The sequence below is a fragment of the Ruegeria sp. AL7 genome (assembly GCF_056536105.1).
In genome coordinates this window covers 293,764-309,466 of sequence record NZ_JBQFJF010000001.1, presented here as the reverse complement: position 1 = coordinate 309,466, position 15,703 = coordinate 293,764, and the positions used below count along the sequence as shown (strand labels likewise).

15 protein-coding genes are annotated in these 15,703 nt (G+C 60.0%); 12 read left to right on the top strand and 3 right to left on the bottom strand.

The features are described from left to right. Nucleotides 1–43 precede the first annotated feature (43 nt). From ACR3E2_RS01570 to ACR3E2_RS01550, 5 genes are all read left to right on the top strand, one after another. Entirely contained in the window at nt 44–1,303 is a 1,260-nt protein-coding gene (locus tag ACR3E2_RS01570) for a hypothetical protein (RefSeq protein WP_480481823.1), read from the top strand. Between the two features lie 81 nt (nt 1,304–1,384). Then, on the top strand, nt 1,385–2,896 hold the full coding sequence (gene gatB, locus ACR3E2_RS01565; protein ID WP_480481825.1) for an Asp-tRNA(Asn)/Glu-tRNA(Gln) amidotransferase subunit GatB: 1,512 nt from the start codon (nt 1,385–1,387) through the stop codon (nt 2,894–2,896). A gap of 147 nt (nt 2,897–3,043) precedes the next feature. Continuing rightward, complete coding sequence (gene pepT / locus ACR3E2_RS01560) at nt 3,044–4,300, top strand: peptidase T (RefSeq protein WP_480475995.1); 1,257 nt, start codon at nt 3,044–3,046, stop codon at nt 4,298–4,300. An 80-nt stretch (nt 4,301–4,380) separates the two neighbouring features. Next, nucleotides 4,381–4,812, top strand: a complete 432-nt coding sequence (locus tag ACR3E2_RS01555; RefSeq protein ID WP_480475993.1) for a DUF4177 domain-containing protein — start codon at nt 4,381–4,383, stop codon at nt 4,810–4,812. A gap of 161 nt (nt 4,813–4,973) precedes the next feature. Then, the gene (locus ACR3E2_RS01550) at nt 4,974–6,050 is read left to right on the top strand and encodes a PLP-dependent cysteine synthase family protein (protein WP_480481827.1); all 1,077 of its coding nucleotides are present in this window, start codon (nt 4,974–4,976) and stop codon (nt 6,048–6,050) included. Between the two features lie 9 nt (nt 6,051–6,059). On the opposite strand, the gene ACR3E2_RS01545 is transcribed toward ACR3E2_RS01550, so the two are convergent. Next, the gene (locus tag ACR3E2_RS01545; protein WP_209597754.1) at nt 6,060–6,314 is read right to left on the bottom strand and encodes a BolA family protein; all 255 of its coding nucleotides are present in this window, start codon (nt 6,312–6,314) and stop codon (nt 6,060–6,062) included. Nucleotides 6,315–6,420: 106 nt separating this feature from the next. On the opposite strand from ACR3E2_RS01545, the gene ACR3E2_RS01540 reads away from it, so the two are divergent. From ACR3E2_RS01540 to ACR3E2_RS01530, 3 genes are all read left to right on the top strand, one after another. Next, nucleotides 6,421–7,047, top strand: coding sequence for a J domain-containing protein (locus ACR3E2_RS01540; RefSeq protein ID WP_480475989.1), 627 nt, complete (start codon nt 6,421–6,423; stop codon nt 7,045–7,047). A gap of 131 nt (nt 7,048–7,178) precedes the next feature. Continuing rightward, nucleotides 7,179–7,727: an NYN domain-containing protein gene (locus tag ACR3E2_RS01535; RefSeq protein WP_480482335.1), complete on the top strand. Its 549-nt coding sequence runs from the start codon at nt 7,179–7,181 to the stop codon at nt 7,725–7,727. A 101-nt stretch (nt 7,728–7,828) separates the two neighbouring features. After that, on the top strand, nt 7,829–8,614 hold the full coding sequence (locus tag ACR3E2_RS01530; RefSeq protein ID WP_480481829.1) for a hypothetical protein: 786 nt from the start codon (nt 7,829–7,831) through the stop codon (nt 8,612–8,614). Nucleotides 8,615–8,780: 166 nt separating this feature from the next. On the opposite strand, the gene ACR3E2_RS01525 is transcribed toward ACR3E2_RS01530, so the two are convergent. Both ACR3E2_RS01525 and ACR3E2_RS01520 read right to left on the bottom strand, forming a co-directional pair. Continuing rightward, nucleotides 8,781–9,671, bottom strand: a complete 891-nt coding sequence (locus ACR3E2_RS01525) for a Hint domain-containing protein (RefSeq protein WP_480481831.1) — start codon at nt 9,669–9,671, stop codon at nt 8,781–8,783. Nucleotides 9,672–9,810: 139 nt separating this feature from the next. Next, entirely contained in the window at nt 9,811–10,017 is a 207-nt protein-coding gene (locus ACR3E2_RS01520; protein WP_480492676.1) for a hypothetical protein, read from the bottom strand. Between the two features lie 101 nt (nt 10,018–10,118). Here ACR3E2_RS01520 and cobS point away from each other — a divergent pair, with 101 nt between their 5' ends. The 4 genes from cobS to ACR3E2_RS01500 all read left to right on the top strand — a co-directional run bounded on the left by cobS (nt 10,119) and on the right by ACR3E2_RS01500 (nt 15,693). Then, on the top strand, nt 10,119–11,105 hold the full coding sequence (gene cobS, locus ACR3E2_RS01515; RefSeq protein ID WP_209504507.1) for a cobaltochelatase subunit CobS: 987 nt from the start codon (nt 10,119–10,121) through the stop codon (nt 11,103–11,105). Between the two features lie 433 nt (nt 11,106–11,538). Further along, nucleotides 11,539–13,416 (top strand): cobaltochelatase subunit CobT, encoded by a 1,878-nt coding sequence (gene cobT / locus ACR3E2_RS01510; protein ID WP_480481834.1) that lies wholly within the window; start codon nt 11,539–11,541, stop codon nt 13,414–13,416. A gap of 81 nt (nt 13,417–13,497) precedes the next feature. Then, the gene (locus ACR3E2_RS01505) at nt 13,498–15,288 is read left to right on the top strand and encodes an aminopeptidase P family protein (RefSeq protein ID WP_480481836.1); all 1,791 of its coding nucleotides are present in this window, start codon (nt 13,498–13,500) and stop codon (nt 15,286–15,288) included. A gap of 63 nt (nt 15,289–15,351) precedes the next feature. Further along, nucleotides 15,352–15,693 (top strand): DUF427 domain-containing protein, encoded by a 342-nt coding sequence (locus tag ACR3E2_RS01500; protein WP_209504510.1) that lies wholly within the window; start codon nt 15,352–15,354, stop codon nt 15,691–15,693. Nucleotides 15,694–15,703 lie beyond the last annotated feature (10 nt).

The following is a 15,703-nucleotide window of genomic DNA, read 5'->3' as shown; positions in this document are numbered from 1 at the left end:
ACTTCAGACTCAGTTAAGTGTTTTTACAGTTTTGAGTTTTACCATGTTTCGGTCGTTAAGGGCGCTGTTTGCCCAGCCCATATCCAATCCCACGGACGCCTCAGAAGATCTGTGCGCAACGAAATCTGCGCTGGCCGCTGCCCTGCCTGAACATGGGCAGCTCAACATTCCTGTTGCAACGTCGAATTGCGACAATCTGATTGGACATTCTACAATCGAACATGGGCGCTATCTGGCCAGACAGGATCGCTGGACCGAGTTGTCCGATGAAATGCGTGCAGCGGATCAGGATCGTGCCGCCGTATCAGATGGTATGCCGATTGCCGATCTTTTGGCGTTCGGGGCCAGATCTGACGTGGTTCTGGCTGCGGAACATGCACTGTCGGACGGCAAGGCCATATCCGATTACGATTTGCTGGGTGGTATTTCGGAACTGGAAGGCGAGTTGTCAGACAATCCTGGTGATCCGATGATCGCTGCCGTTGTGGCGCTGGCCCATATCGACCTGGCCTGGGCCTGGCGCGGGAACGCCACGGACACGGCCCTTCCACCCTTGCACCGTTCGCGATGCGCCGCTCATTTCGACCGGGCCGCTGCGATCCTTCCCAAATGCAAGGCGGATGCACCGGACAGCCCTCTGATTGCGGCCGCCGGTTGTGCCCTGTTGGCCGGGCAGCGCAAGTCAAACGCCCGCGTTGCCGATGAGTACGAGCGCCTGATCACACTGGACCCGCGCAATCAGCGTCACATGCGCGCGATGGGCAGCCACCTTTTGCCCCGGTGGTTCGGCAGCTACGCAGAACTGGAATTGCAAGCCTTGCGCAATGCCGTCCGGACACAGGATATCTGGGGCGCTGGTGGATATACGTGGGTGCAATTCGATGCCATCGCTTTGGACGAAGAGGCCTGCGCACAGGTCGATGTCGAGTATTTCCTTGAAGGATTGCGCGATATCGTAGGTCTGCGCCCTGACCAGCAGATGATCAATATGTTGTCGGCCTATTGTGCAATCACCATTCAGAATGGTCACGGGCTGAACGAAAAGGCAGACAATGTCCGCGCTCAGATGCGCGACACCGCAAACTGGCTGATCCGCGATCACCTGACCGAGCTTCACCCCCTGATCTGGGCCCATGCCGCCAACGGGTTCAACAACTCGGTCCGCATCAACTCGCCCGAGCGGTTTGCTGCGCGCGGTCAGCGCGACGCGCTGCGCGCTATCTCGGATTTGTTCCGGGATGAACTGCGCAGCGGCAAGGATGTAACCTTCACACCGTCTGGTCTGCAGTTTTCCAAGAACTGAACGCGTCAGGATTCCCCCTTGCCCCTAGGCCCTGCCGGGCCTAATACGCAGGCTTAGACTTCTGCGGAAATGAGGCGCGCCATGCTCGACCTGACACACGAAATGCCCAAACCCAAAACCATTGCCGGGGCCAAGCACGATTGGGAACTGGTGATCGGAATGGAGGTGCATGCGCAGGTCTCATCCAATGCCAAGCTGTTCTCGGGCGCGTCCACCAAATTCGGGGCCGAGCCGAACTCGAACGTGGCCTTCGTGGATGCGGCAATGCCGGGGATGCTGCCGGTGATCAACGAGTTCTGCGTGGAACAGGCGGTGCGCACCGGGCTGGGCCTGAAAGCGGATATCAACCTGAAATCGGCCTTTGACCGCAAGAACTATTTCTATCCTGACCTGCCGCAAGGTTACCAGATTTCCCAGCTTTATCATCCTATTGTGGGCGAAGGCGAAGTGCTGGTCGAGATGGGTGACGGCACTGCGCGCATGGTGCGGATTGAACGTATCCACATGGAGCAGGACGCAGGCAAATCGATCCACGACATGGACCCGCACATGTCCTTTGTCGACCTGAACCGGACCGGTGTCTGCCTAATGGAGATCGTCAGCCGCCCTGATATTCGCGGGCCGGAAGAGGCCGCCGCCTATATCGCCAAACTGCGCCAGATCATGCGCTATCTGGGCACCTGCGATGGCAACATGCAGAACGGCAACCTGCGGGCGGACGTCAACGTCTCGATCTGTTTGCCGGGTGCTTATGAGAAGTATCAGGAAACACAGGACTTTTCGCATCTGGGCACCCGTTGCGAGATCAAGAACATGAACTCGATGCGGTTCATCCAGCAAGCCATTGAAGTCGAAGCCCGCCGCCAGATCGCCATTGTCGAAGCCGGTGGCAAGGTCGAGCAGGAAACCCGTCTGTATGATCCGGACAAGGGCGAAACCCGGTCGATGCGGTCCAAGGAAGAAGCGCATGATTACCGCTATTTCCCCGATCCCGACCTGCTGCCGCTGGAGATCGAACAGGCATGGGTGGACGAAATCGCCGCCCATCTGCCAGAACTGCCTGACGACAAAAAAGCGCGCTTTATCAGTGAGTTCGGCTTGACCGACTATGACGCTTCAGTGCTGACTGCTGAAGTGGAATCGGCGGCCTATTTCGAAGAGGTCGCGCAGGGGCGCAATGGCAAACTGGCCGCGAACTGGGTGATCAACGAGCTGTTCGGACGTCTGAAAAAAGAAGACCACGACATCACGGAGTCGCCGGTTTCTCCGGCGCAGCTGGGTGAGATCATCGACCTGATTTCCTCTGATGCTATCTCGGGCAAGATCGCCAAGGATCTGTTTGAAATCGTCTATACCGAAGGCGGTGATCCGGCGCAGATCGTCGAGGATCGCGGAATGAAACAGGTCACCGACACCGGCGCGATCGAGGCTGCACTGGACGAGATCATCGCGGCCAATCCGGCCCAGGTCGAGAAGGCCAAGGTGAACCCGAAACTGGCGGGTTGGTTCGTGGGTCAGGTGATGAAAGCGACCGGCGGCAAGGCCAACCCGAAGGCCGTTAACGATTTGGTCAGCAGGAAGCTGAGCTCCTGAACCTTACATTTTGTACAAACCTGCCAGTGGCAATTGTCAGGTTTGTACAATCAGATTTCCACGATTTCTTAAGAAATGGGGTCAGCTCATCGGCTTGACTTCGCCTGTGATTGCACCCTTTCTTCCGACCCAGAGAGGTGAGGTATCATGCAGAACAGATTTGATCAGGAACTCGAAGATCGGCTGGTGCGTTACGCGGCGATCGACAGTCAGAGCGACGAGACCTCGGCGACCACGCCGAGCACACAGATACAGTTCGACATGCTGAACCTGCTGAAGCAGGAACTGACCGAGATCGGCGCCAAGGATGTGACACTGACGGGTGACAGCGTGGTCGTCGCGACCATCCCCGGCACCGCACCCGGCCCGACGGTTGGCTTTCTGGCGCATGTGGATACGGCCCCCCAGTTCAATGCAACGGGCGTCAAGCCGCGGGTGATCAAAGGATATAACGGTGGCGACATTTCCTTTCCGGACAATCCGGATCTGGTGCTGTCCCCGGACGAGAACCCCTATCTGGCCGAGAAGATCGGACATGATCTGATCACGGCGTCGGGTACCACCCTGCTGGGCGCGGATGACAAGGCCGGGGTGTCGATCCTGATGACCATGGCGCGGCATCTGATCGAAAACCCGGATATACCGCACGGCCCTATCCGCATTGCCTTTACCCCAGATGAAGAGATCGGGCGCGGCGTTACCGAACAGCTGCCCAAGGATCTGGGGGCGGATTTCGCCTATACTCTGGACGGTGCCGAAGTGGGCGAGATCGAATATGAGAGCTTCTCGGCCGACCGCGCCGTGATCCGGATCGAAGGGGTATCAATCCACCCCGGACTGGCCAAGGACAAGATGGTGAACGCGACCCATCTGGCGGCGAAGATCGTGCAGACCTTGCCGCAGGCCACCATGACGCCCGAAACAACCGATGGCCGCGACGGGTTCATCCATGTCACCGACATGAGCGGTGGATCGTCCGAGATGGAAATCAAGCTGATCCTGCGCGATTTCGAGATGGAGGGCCTTGAGGCGCAACGTGACATCGTGCGGCAGGTCTGTGCGGCCGTGCAGGCCACGGAACCGCGCGCGACCATCACCTGCGATATCAGCCACCAGTACAGGAACATGCGCTATTGGCTGGAAAACGACATGACACCGGTTGATCTGGCGCGTGACGCCTGCCGCGAGCTGGGGATCGAGCCGCTGTCGGTGCCGATCCGCGGCGGCACCGACGGGTCGCGCCTGACCGAGTTCGGCACCCCCTGCCCCAACCTGTTCACCGGAATGCAGTGCATTCACGGGCCGCTGGAGTGGATTTCGGTGCAGGACATGGCAGTGGCGACCGAGCTGTGCCTGTCGGTTGTGACCAAGGCGGCACAGGCTAACGGCAATAATCAGGGCTGAAAACCGCCGCTCGGGCGACGGCCCTTTCACCCCGGGGTCAGCGTGGTAAGTTGGCGCGAACAGGTATTTAGGAACACTTGATGCAGCTTTTTGAATACAAGGTCGTCCCCGCGCCGCAAAAGGGCGTGAAAGCCAAGGGCGTGAAAACGGCCGAGGGCCGCTTTGCGGTCTCGGTCGAACAGGTTCTGAACCAGATGGCGCAGGACGGCTGGGAATACCAGCGCGCCGAGCTGCTGCCCAGCGAGGAACGCTCGGGCCTGACCGGATCGACCACAAACTGGCGCAATGTGCTGGTGTTCCGGCGGGTCGTGGCCGAGGAAGTCGATGCGTCGGTGATCGGAGAAGTGCCCGAGTTTGACGACACCCCGTTGGCCCAACCGATCCCCGGCCCCGGTGTGGTGGCCGCGCCGAAACCAATTTCGGAAGAAGCGAATGAACCGCCTTTGTCGTTGAAAAGCCGGGACCAGGTTGACCAGGATACGGATACCGCCAATGACAAGAAAGACGCCTGAGACGGATCAGGGTTTGACGTGCGGTTACACCTGCAACACGGTGTGCACCGCAGTTTGAGCAGCCCGCCCGCGGGCAGGTTTGGCGCTGCGGGCGCGATATGTGCTTATCAACCCAGCGAAATCTGTGGCATGTTAACCGGACAACCGGGAGGGATTTTGAAATGGGTATTCGGCAGACACAGGGGCGGGCACGCCTGTATGACAGCATCCTTGATACAGTCGGCGACACGCCCTGTATCCGGGTCAACCGGATCGCGCCGGAGCATGTGACCGTTTATGTGAAGTTCGAAGCGTTCAACCCGGCGGGGTCGGTCAAGGACAGGCTGGCGCTGAACATCATCGAGGCGGCAGAACGGGATGGGCGGCTGAAACCCGGTCAGACGGTTGTCGAGGCGACGTCCGGCAATACCGGGATCGGGCTTGCCATGGTCTGTGCGGCCAAGGGATATCCGCTGGTCGTGACGATGGCCGAAAGCTTTTCGGTCGAGCGGCGCAAGCTGATGCGCTTTCTGGGCGCGAAGGTTGTTCTGACCCCCAAGGCACAAAAGGGGTTCGGCATGTATACCAAGGCCAAGGAACTGGCCGAGGAAAACGGGTGGTTTCTGGCCAGCCAGTTCGAGACTGCCGCCAATGCCGATATTCACGAGAATACGACCGCGCGGGAAATCCTTGCGGATTTCGAAGGCAAGCAGCTGGATTACTGGGTGACGGGCTATGGCACCGGTGGCACGGTCGCCGGAGTATCACGGGTGTTGCGCAAAGAGCGACCCGATACGAAAATCATCCTGACCGAACCGGCAAATGCCGCCATCGTGTCGTCAGGCTATGTGAATACGCGCAACGACGATCACCAGCCCACCGAAAGCCACCCCAATTTCGAGCCGCACCCGATTCAGGGTTGGACACCGGATTTCATTCCATGGGTCCTTCAGGAAGCCATCGACAATTCCTATTACGACCAACTGGTCCCTATTCCAGGGCCGCAAGGGATTGAGTGGTCGCGCCGCCTTGCCTCGGAAGAGGGGATATTCACCGGGATCTCGGGCGGGTCGACCTTTGCGGTGGCGATGAAACTGGCCGAAACCGCAGCGCCGGGATCGGTCATGCTGGTGATGCTGCCGGATACGGGCGAGCGTTACCTGTCGACGCCTCTGTTCGAGGGGATCGAAGACGTCATGACGGATGAGGAATATGCGATCTCGGCCTCGACCCCATCCGCGCAGATGAGCGCAGAATAGGGCGCAGCGTCAGGTTCCGATATCCAGCGCCAGCGCGTGGATGCGGGGCACGATGTCGCCCAGCGCCTTGTGCACGGCCCGGTGGCGGGCGACGCGGGATTGACCCGCAAACGCGGCGGCGCGGATGCGGACGTTGAAATGGCTTTCGCCGCCTTCCCTGTGGCCTGCATGGCCGCGATGGCTTTCGCTGTCGTCGATCACGTCAAGTTCATGCGGGTCAAAGGCGGCTTGCAGGCGGGTTCGGATTTCGTCGGTCACGCTCATTTTTTTGCTCAGCGGCAAAATTTTTGCCGCCCCCCTCTTCTACTTTCGGCTGCTTAGACTAAACTGCTGCCTCCGAGTCGAAAAGATGCGTTCGTGAGGATAGAGCATGGCGAAATCAGACCCCTTCGGATTCGATATGTCCGTTTCCAGCGCCAAGAAAAAGAACCCGCGTGGGCGCCGGGGCATGTCGGGCGCGTCCGAGACCTCGGTCCGGATCTGCGATCACGACGGGTGTGACGAGCCGGGCAAGTTCCGCGCCCCCAAGGCACCGGATGTGCTGGATGACTATTTCTGGTTCTGCCAGCAGCACGTGCGCGAGTATAACCAGAAGTGGAATTTCTTCGACGGCACCACCGAGGCCGAGCTGAACGCGCAACGCTCGAAGGACAAGGTTTGGGAACGTGAGACCAAGCCGATGGGAGACCCGGAGGCGCGCGCCTGGGCCCGTCTGGGCATTGAGGACCCGCATCAGGTTCTGGGCGCCAACAGCACGCAGAACAAGGGGCGCACCTCGGGTGGTGGCGGACGTCGCCTGCCCCCCACTGAACGCCGTGCAATCGAGATTCTGGAAGCCCATGACAGCTGGTCCAAAACCGAAGTGCGCAAGGCGTACAAGAAGCTGATCAAGGTGCTGCATCCGGACATGAACGGCGGCGACCGGTCGCAGGAAGAGCAGTTGCAAGAGGTCGTCTGGGCCTGGGACCAGATCAAGGACAGCCGGAATTTCAAGTAGGGCCGCCGTCAGTCGCCAGCTGTTTACACAGTTTGAACGGATTGTGAGGATGCTGTCTGGAAACCTGTTTCAATTCCCGCAATAGTAGTGGGAATTGAAACAGTGCTTTTCCCGGAGCAACCGCTGTGCGTATGCCTTTCTTTTTGCTGCTTGCCTCACTTTGCGGGCTGGTCGTGGCGCAGTTCTATCCAACCGAGATGGACTGGCTGTTCCTTTTGGCCCTGCTTTGTGTGTTCGCCAGTACGATCCTTCTGATCCGGGCCTGGTTCGGCTGGCGCAGGGCCAACACATGGATCATCGTGGACGGGTCGAACGTGATGCACTGGAAAGACGGCGCACCGGATCTGGCTACGTTGCGGCAGGTTCTGGCCAGCCTGAAGCAAGCCGGGTTCAAACCGGGCGTCGTGTTCGATGCGAATGTCGGGTACAAGGTCGAAGGGGAATACATGAACGACCGGGCGCTGAGCCGCGCCCTGGGCTTGCGGGCCAAACGGGTCATGGTCGCGCCCAAAGGCACGCCGGCAGATCCGCTGATCTTGCAGGCGGCGCGCGACAGCAAGGCACGTATCGTGACAAATGACAGGTTCCGTGACTGGGAGGACGAGTTTCCGGATGTGTTGAAAGCGGATCGCCTTGTGAAAGGTGGTTTTCGCAAGGACGAGCTTTGGTTTTCGCTTTGACCACGCGACCACAGCTTTACGCAACGATCCGGGTTTCGTAGCGTTCAGGGATGACACTGACGGGACCCTGCCCCGGCAGAACAGTTTTGGATGCAAGGACCGTGGCACGCAAAGAGCAGAACCCGCCAAAAGCCAAGATCCCGCCGGATCATCCATTTTCTGACATCATCAGCGATGCGTACCGGGTTTTTGCCTATCCAAAGCCGAGCAGCATCGAGGTTTGCGAAGGCTGCTGCATGGACGCCGACATTGAGGCGGATTTCTTTACGCCGCCCATTGCCGAGCTTCCCCTGCATTACGTCCAGGACTGGTTCTTTGCCGCTTGTGATCCTGCGGGGATAGCCCGCGACACATGGGGGTACCTGCTGCCCCGGATCCTTGAGATTCTGGCCGTGGACGAAGACCCTGCCAGCGTTGGGCTGGAGGTGAGCCTGAACCGGTATGAAACCGGCAACCCGAAGAACTGGTCACCCGAGGAATGGCGGGTTCTGGACCGGTTCCAGCGCGCGTATCTGAAACGCGAGATGGCACGGGAACGCGGCTGTCTGGACGATACACTGTGCATGTTCGCCCTGGCGGGGTGGCCGCTGGAGTCGCTGTTCGAACAGGTCGCCGCAAGCCCGGATACCGAATTGGTGCTGCGCCTGTGGCGCGATTGGTGCGCATATTGCGTTCCGGGGCGGGACTCGATCTGGATTACCGCATTCTGGAACAGCCCCGGCAATACGCGGGCCTTTGAGTTCTACACCTCGGAAGCGATGCACGACAGGATGACCCGCATCGCGTTCGCCGAGGTCACACCGGAGGATATCGCGGAAAAGGCGCTGTCCGTGGCCAGTGTTATCGAGACCCATGCCGATTGGGCAATGGGTGGGTTGTCGACCTAAGGTCTGAGCCATGCGCGAATGATGTTGGGTTGATGTCCCGGAGGATGAAGGCGTCAAACCTTGTTCGGTTGATCCCCGATTGGCAACTACTGCACTAATGCTGTTAACAGCGCGGCGTGATCCGGGTGCGCACCAACAATGGCGCCACGATTTCCGCAACGTGGGCCTAACCTGCGAACATGCCTCGCAACGCGCGTGCCTCGCGCCCGGTCAGGCAGCTTAGGCGCGTTTGGGGGTGTGGTCCTGCGTCTGAACGCAACACCGGAAAGAGCGCGCGCAGTTCCTCGACATCGTCGCGATGCAGTGATTTCAGCGCCATGTCACCCGGAAACAGGCTTTCGCTTTGCAGACCGTGCGATGTGAGGATCACATGTTCGGCGCAGGCGATGTGATAATATGTCACCGCCTCGCCCGTGGTCACTTGCCGGATGGTATCATCGTTGACCAGATGAATGGCCGCGCAGAACACGCTTGGTGCGCCAAAATAAAGCTCGGCCCGCCAGCCCCCCAGCACAACCCGGTGTTGCGGAGAGAGGTAAAGATCCCTGTCCGGCAGGCCCTTGCCCAACGCATCGCGCCGGATGCAGACCGGGTTGAATTGGGGCCAGACGCGCAGGATTTGCGCGCTGAGTGTTCGTTTGCCGATCCATTCGATGGGCAGCGGGGTCCCGCCGGCTACGCAAACCCGGTCGCCCACGGTCAGATCTTCGACCGGGCGCGGGCCGCGATCCGTTTCGATCAGGGTGCCCGAAACAAAACAGGGCGGATCGGTCGGGTTCAGATCACTCGGGGTGATTTTCCAGTTGCCAGTGGTCTTCGGACCGGTTGGGTTATTGGCATCCCAGGCGTAGATTTGCCCGCCGACCTGAATGAATTCTCCGGTTTCCCCGGTTCCGCGGTAGTTTCCTTGCCCCAGATAGGTGTAAGGCTGGAAAGTCGCGCCCCCGTCAAACGACACCATCGATCCGCTGATGATCGCGGATTGTGTCGTGTTCTGGACGATGAGATCGTTCTGGCCCGTTGTCTTGGCCGTATGGAGAAGAACGCTAAATGCCACCTGGCGTCACCAAGGCCATGTTGGCAGATATCGACGCCTGCTGATCACTCGACCCAGAGCAACATTGCAGACGGAGCCGCACCCGGCATTCCCGTTTCACCAACACCCGATCACTTATAAAACGCCCCATAAGACCATTTTATATGTCTGATAAGGTCACTTTCCACAACATATAGTTTGCCGAATGCCCACCTGCATGCAGCATTTCGGACACATGGTTCGGCATCTGCATCCGATCAGGCCGCGCTGTCATTGAGAAACGCGGCGTGATCTGTGCCTTGTACCCGTCGCAGTTGAGGATCACCCGCGCGTCAATAGGGCCAGTTTGAAAGAAAAACCTGCTCACCTTTCCGAGCGGGCGGCTTTCCCTTGCCCTTGCCCGCAATATGTTGCACCACACACGGGTTCAAACCCGGCAATACGGGCCAAAGGATAAGGACAAGGCGAATGGCTGACGGATCGATCGATGTAAACGCAAAACCCACCGAAGATATCTCGGTCCGTGACGTATTTGGCATTGAGACGGATATGAAGGTCAAAGGGTTTGCCGAAGCCACCGACCGTGTGCCCGTCATCGACCCGACCTACAAGTTTGACCCCGAGACGACATTGGCGATCCTGGCGGGCTTTGCCCATAATCGCCGGGTGATGATTCAGGGCTATCACGGCACCGGCAAATCGACCCATATCGAGCAGGTCGCCGCCCGCCTGAACTGGCCCGCCGTGCGCGTGAACTTGGACAGCCACATCAGCCGGATCGACCTGATCGGCAAGGACGCGATCAAACTGCGCGACGGCAAGCAGGTGACCGAATTCCACGAGGGCATCCTGCCCTGGGCCCTGCGCAACCCCGTCGCCATCGTGTTCGACGAATATGACGCGGGCCGTGCCGACGTGATGTTCGTGATCCAGCGGGTGCTGGAACATGATGGCAAGCTGACCCTGCTGGACCAGAATGAGATCATCACGCCGAACCCGTGTTTCCGCCTGTTTGCCACCGCAAACACCGTGGGTCTGGGCGATACCACGGGTCTGTATCACGGCACCCAGCAGATCAACCAGGCGCAGATGGACCGCTGGTCGCTGGTCTCAACCCTGAACTATCTGAGCCATGACGCTGAGACGATGATCGTGCTGTCGAAGGCGCCGCATTACAACACCGCCGAGGGGCGCAAGACCGTCAGCCAAATGGTCACCGTGGCCGACCTGACCCGGACCGCCTTCATGAATGGCGATCTGTCCACCGTCATGAGCCCGCGGACCGTGATCAACTGGGCGCAGAATGCCGAGATCTTCCGCAATGTGGGCTATGCGTTCCGCCTGTCGTTCCTGAACAAATGCGACGAGTTGGAACGTCAGACCGTGGCCGAGTTCTATCAGCGCTGTTTCGACGAGGAACTGCCGGAGAGCGCCGCGAGCGCGAGCCTTGGTTAAGGCAAGCATCACCTCTGCGCTCATTGCGACCGTATGCGCTGGCTGTACACCGGTCAGATTTGAAAACCGTTACCCAAATGCCTATTTGGAAGAGGACTTCATATCTTCTCATGACGGTGGAGACGCGTTCGGCGCTCTCAGTTGTGGGTCAGTTTTTCACTATTGGGCAGCGTACAATAGCAAGAACGGTCTCCAATCCGCAAACGAAACCAAAGCGTCAAATGCGTTTCACACGTTACTCGCAAAAATGAACTATCGTTCTGGATGGAAAGACCTACAAAGCCTGTGGAAACGACCTGTATCCAGCGAGGAGCTTGAGCAGTTTGGCCCCCGTGAGGATCCTGTAACTGGTCGGATCTCGCACTCACTTTTTGACAAGTGCAAGAGACTGGCTTCAAGATACCCAGAAACGCAAAACCTAGCAGTTTTTTGAATGAGCAAACCCAACGACAACCCCGCTGATCCGTTCAAGAAAGCGCTGGCCGAGGCCACCAAGGTCATGGCTGATGACCCTGAGCTGTCGGTAACTTATACCGTCGATCCATCGGGCCTGTCGGGTGAGTCGATGCGGCTGCCGCAGGTGTCTCGGCGTATGACGCGGGAAGAGGTTCTGCTGGCGCGCGGCACGGCGGACGCTTTGGCGTTGCAGCGCCGGTATCATGATGACGCAACCCATGCGCGCTATGCGCCTCCGGGGGACATGGCGCGGGACTTGTACGAGGCGATGGAGACGGCGCGTTGCGAGGCGATGGGCGCGCGGGACATGCCCGGCACTGCCAGCAATATCGACGTCAAGATCGGGCATGAGGCGATCCGGCGCGGATATGACCAGTGTAAGCAGCCTGCCGATGCGCCCTTGTCGGTGGCGGCGGGATACCTGATCCGGCATCTGGCCACCGGGCGCGATCTGCCGCCTGCGGCCGAGAACATCATGAACCTGTGGCGCGGGTTCATCGAGGAACAGGCCGGTGGCGTGTTGGAGAACCTTGATGACGTGCTGTCGGATCAGGCGGAGTTCGCCAAGTTCGCGCGCCAGATGATCAAGGATCTGGGCTATGGCGACCAGCTGGGTGATGACCCCGACGAGTTGGACGACGAGCAGGAAGACCAGGCCGAGGACGACGCCGAGGAACAGCCCGATCCCGACAGCACCGGTCAGGATGATCAGGACGATCAGGACGCGGATGCGACGCCTGAGCAGACGCAGGAAGAGCAGCAGGATCAATCTCAGGCGCAGGTCTCGATGGATGAGATGGCCGAGGATGAGCTGGGTGACGAGGCGGAGATGCCGGATGGCGAAGCGCCGCTGGAGCCGCCTGCCCCGCCGCCCGCATCCGAGGCCGACCCGGATTACAAGGTCTATCTGAGCACGCATGATGAAGAGATTGCGGCCGAAGATCTGGCCGAGCCTGCGGAACTGGAACGGCTGCGGGCCTATCTGGATCAGCAGCTTGAACCTTTGAAAGGTGCGGTTTCGCGCCTTGCCAACAAGTTGCAGCGCCGATTGCAGGCGCAACAGAACCGCAGTTGGGAATTCGACCGCGAGGAAGGCATTCTGGATGCGGGCCGTCTGGCGCGCGTTGTGGCAAACCCCACCACACCGCTGAGTTTCAAGGTCGAGAAGGATACCGAGTTCCGCGATACGGTGGTGACGCTGTTGCTGGACAATTCGGGGTCGATGCGGGGGCGTCCGATCTCGATCGCGGCCATTTGTGCCGATGTTCTGGCGCGGACGCTGGAGCGCTGCAATGTGAAGGTCGAGATTCTGGGCTTTACCACGCGGGCGTGGAAAGGCGGACAGGCGCGCGAGGCATGGCTGAACGATGGCCGCCCGCAGCAACCCGGCCGTCTGAACGACCTGCGCCACATCATCTACAAGGGTGCCGATGCGCCGTGGCGGCGGGCGCGGCCCAATCTGGGGCTGATGATGAAAGAGGGCCTGCTGAAGGAAAACATCGACGGTGAGGCGCTGGAATGGGCGCATCGCCGGATGATCGCGCGGCGCGAGCAGCGCAAGATTCTGATGGTGATTTCGGATGGAGCTCCGGTTGATGATTCAACGCTGAGCGTGAACCCCGCCAACTATCTGGAAAAGCACCTGCGCGATGTGATTGCCATGGTGGAAAAGCGCAAGATGGTCGAGTTGCTGGCGATTGGCATCGGTCATGATGTGACCCGGTATTACGACCGTGCGGTGACGATCACCGATGTGGAACAGCTGGCCGGTGCGATGACGGAACAACTGGCGGCCCTGTTCGACAGTGATCCACGCGCGCGGGCGCGGGTGATGGGGATGAAGAAGGTCAGCTAGGCTGGCCTTGCCTCCGGCGGGAGTATTTCCCAAAAGATGACAAGGCGGCGATATCGACCGCCCGGCTGAGGGAGGAGTAGTATGTTCCAGTCCTTTGAGGTGACCGCGCGGCCCGAGCAGGGGCCGCCGCGTCTGGCTGCGTTGCGCGCTGAGCTGGTGCGCGAAGGGTTGGACGGGTTTCTGATCCCACGGTCGGATGCGCACCAGGGCGAGTATGTGGCCCCGCGGGATGAGCGTCTGGCCTGGTTGACCGGGTTTACGGGATCGGCCGGGTTCTGTGCTGCGCTGACCGACATGGCTGGTGTGTTCATCGACGGGCGGTATCGCACGCAGGTCAAGGCGCAGGTCGCGGATGTGTTCACGCCGGTGCCGTGGCCTGACGTGAGCCTGAGTGCATGGCTGAAAGAGCAGTTGCCCGGTGGAGGCAAGGTCGGTTTCGACCCATGGCTGCACGCGGCAGGGCAAATCTCGGCCGCGCTTGACGAGCTTGAGGGCACAGGCGTCGAACTGGTGCGCTGCGACAATCTGGTGGACCGGATCTGGGCAGACCAGCCTGAACCGCCGATGCAGGCCGTCAAGGCGCATCCGATCGAGTTTGCGGGTGAAACCGCTGACAGCAAGATTACCCGACTGGCCGCAGACCTGCGGCAGGCCGGGCGAAAGGCTGCGGTGATTACATTGCCGGATTCGATCATGTGGCTGCTGAACATTCGGGGGTCGGATATCGCTTACAACCCCGTGGCCCACGGGTTTGCGACCCTGCATGACGACGGCCGGGTCGATCTGTTCATGGCAGCGGCAAAACTGTTGGAGGTGCAGGATCATCTGGACCCGAAGGTGACGGTGCACAACCCTGCGGAGTTTCTGGACGCGGTGGCAGCGCTGGACGGTGCGGTACAGGTGGACCTGAGCACGGTGCCGCAGATCGTGGCGGACGCGTTGGGCGATGCCATGGTGGATGGCGGCGACCCCTGTGCCCTGCCCAAGGCCTGCAAGAACCCGGCCGAAATCGCGGGCAGCGCCGAGGCGCATTTGCGCGATGCGGTGGCGGTGGTCGAGACCCTGTGCTGGCTGGACGCACAGACCCCCGGCAGCCTGTCCGAGACGCAGGTGGTCACGCGGCTGGAAGAAAACCGCCGCAGGGACAATGTGTTGCAGGATATCTCGTTCGATACCATTGCCGGGACGGGTCCGAACGGCGCGATCATGCATTACCGCGTGACGGACGAGACCGACAGCCGGTTGCAGGACGGTCATCTGCTGGTGCTGGACAGTGGCGGACAATATCTGGATGGCACCACCGATATCACGCGGACGCTTGCCATCGGCTCTGTCGGGGCGGAGGAAAAGACCTGCTTCACCCGCGTGCTGAAGGGCATGATTGCCATGTCGATGCTGCGCTGGCCCGCAGGGCTGGCCGGGCGCGATATCGAATGCGTGGCCCGCACGCCGCTATGGGCGGCGGGGCAGGATTTCAACCATGGTGTCGGACACGGCGTCGGGGCCTATCTGAGCGTGCATGAGGGGCCTCAGCGCCTGTCGAAGGTCAGCCATGTCCCCTTGCTACCCGGCATGATCCTGTCGAATGAGCCGGGATATTACCGCGAAGGGGCCTTTGGCATCCGCATCGAAAACCTTGTGGTTGTGGAAGAAGCCCCGGCCCTGCCCGGTGGCGATGCGGAACGCGCGATGCTGTGCTGGCGCACCCTGACATTTGTGCCAATTGACCGCAGGCTGATCATGGTTGATATGTTGACGCCTGACGAACGCCGCTGGCTGAACGCCTATCATCGCGACGTCGCGGAAAAAATCCGCCCAAGGCTGGGACATGACGCGCAACTGTGGTTGGATGCCGCAACTGCGCCGATCTGACACCCGCCTGTTACATAGAACGGGCAGAGGAGAGGCCCCAATACGTCGACGGAAGGAATAGAAATGACTGAGATCACGATCCAAAAAGCGCCGGGCAAATGGACTGTCCGTTCGGGCGGCGCGATTCTGGGCGAAACGAGCAACGCGCTGGAACTGCACGAAGGCGACAAAGCTCCGGTGATTTACTTTCCGCGCGGCGATGTTGCCATGGCATTTCTGGACCAGACCGACAAGGTGACGCATTGCGCCCGCATGGGGGATGCGACGCATTTTTCCATCGTCAACAAATCCTCGGTGACCGAAAATGCGGTCTGGAGTTATGAAGACCCGGTTTCCGCCGTGGCCGAGATCAAGGGATACCTGGCGTTTTATCCGGTGGACTCGGTGAAGGTGGAACAGATTTAAGGGCACCGGA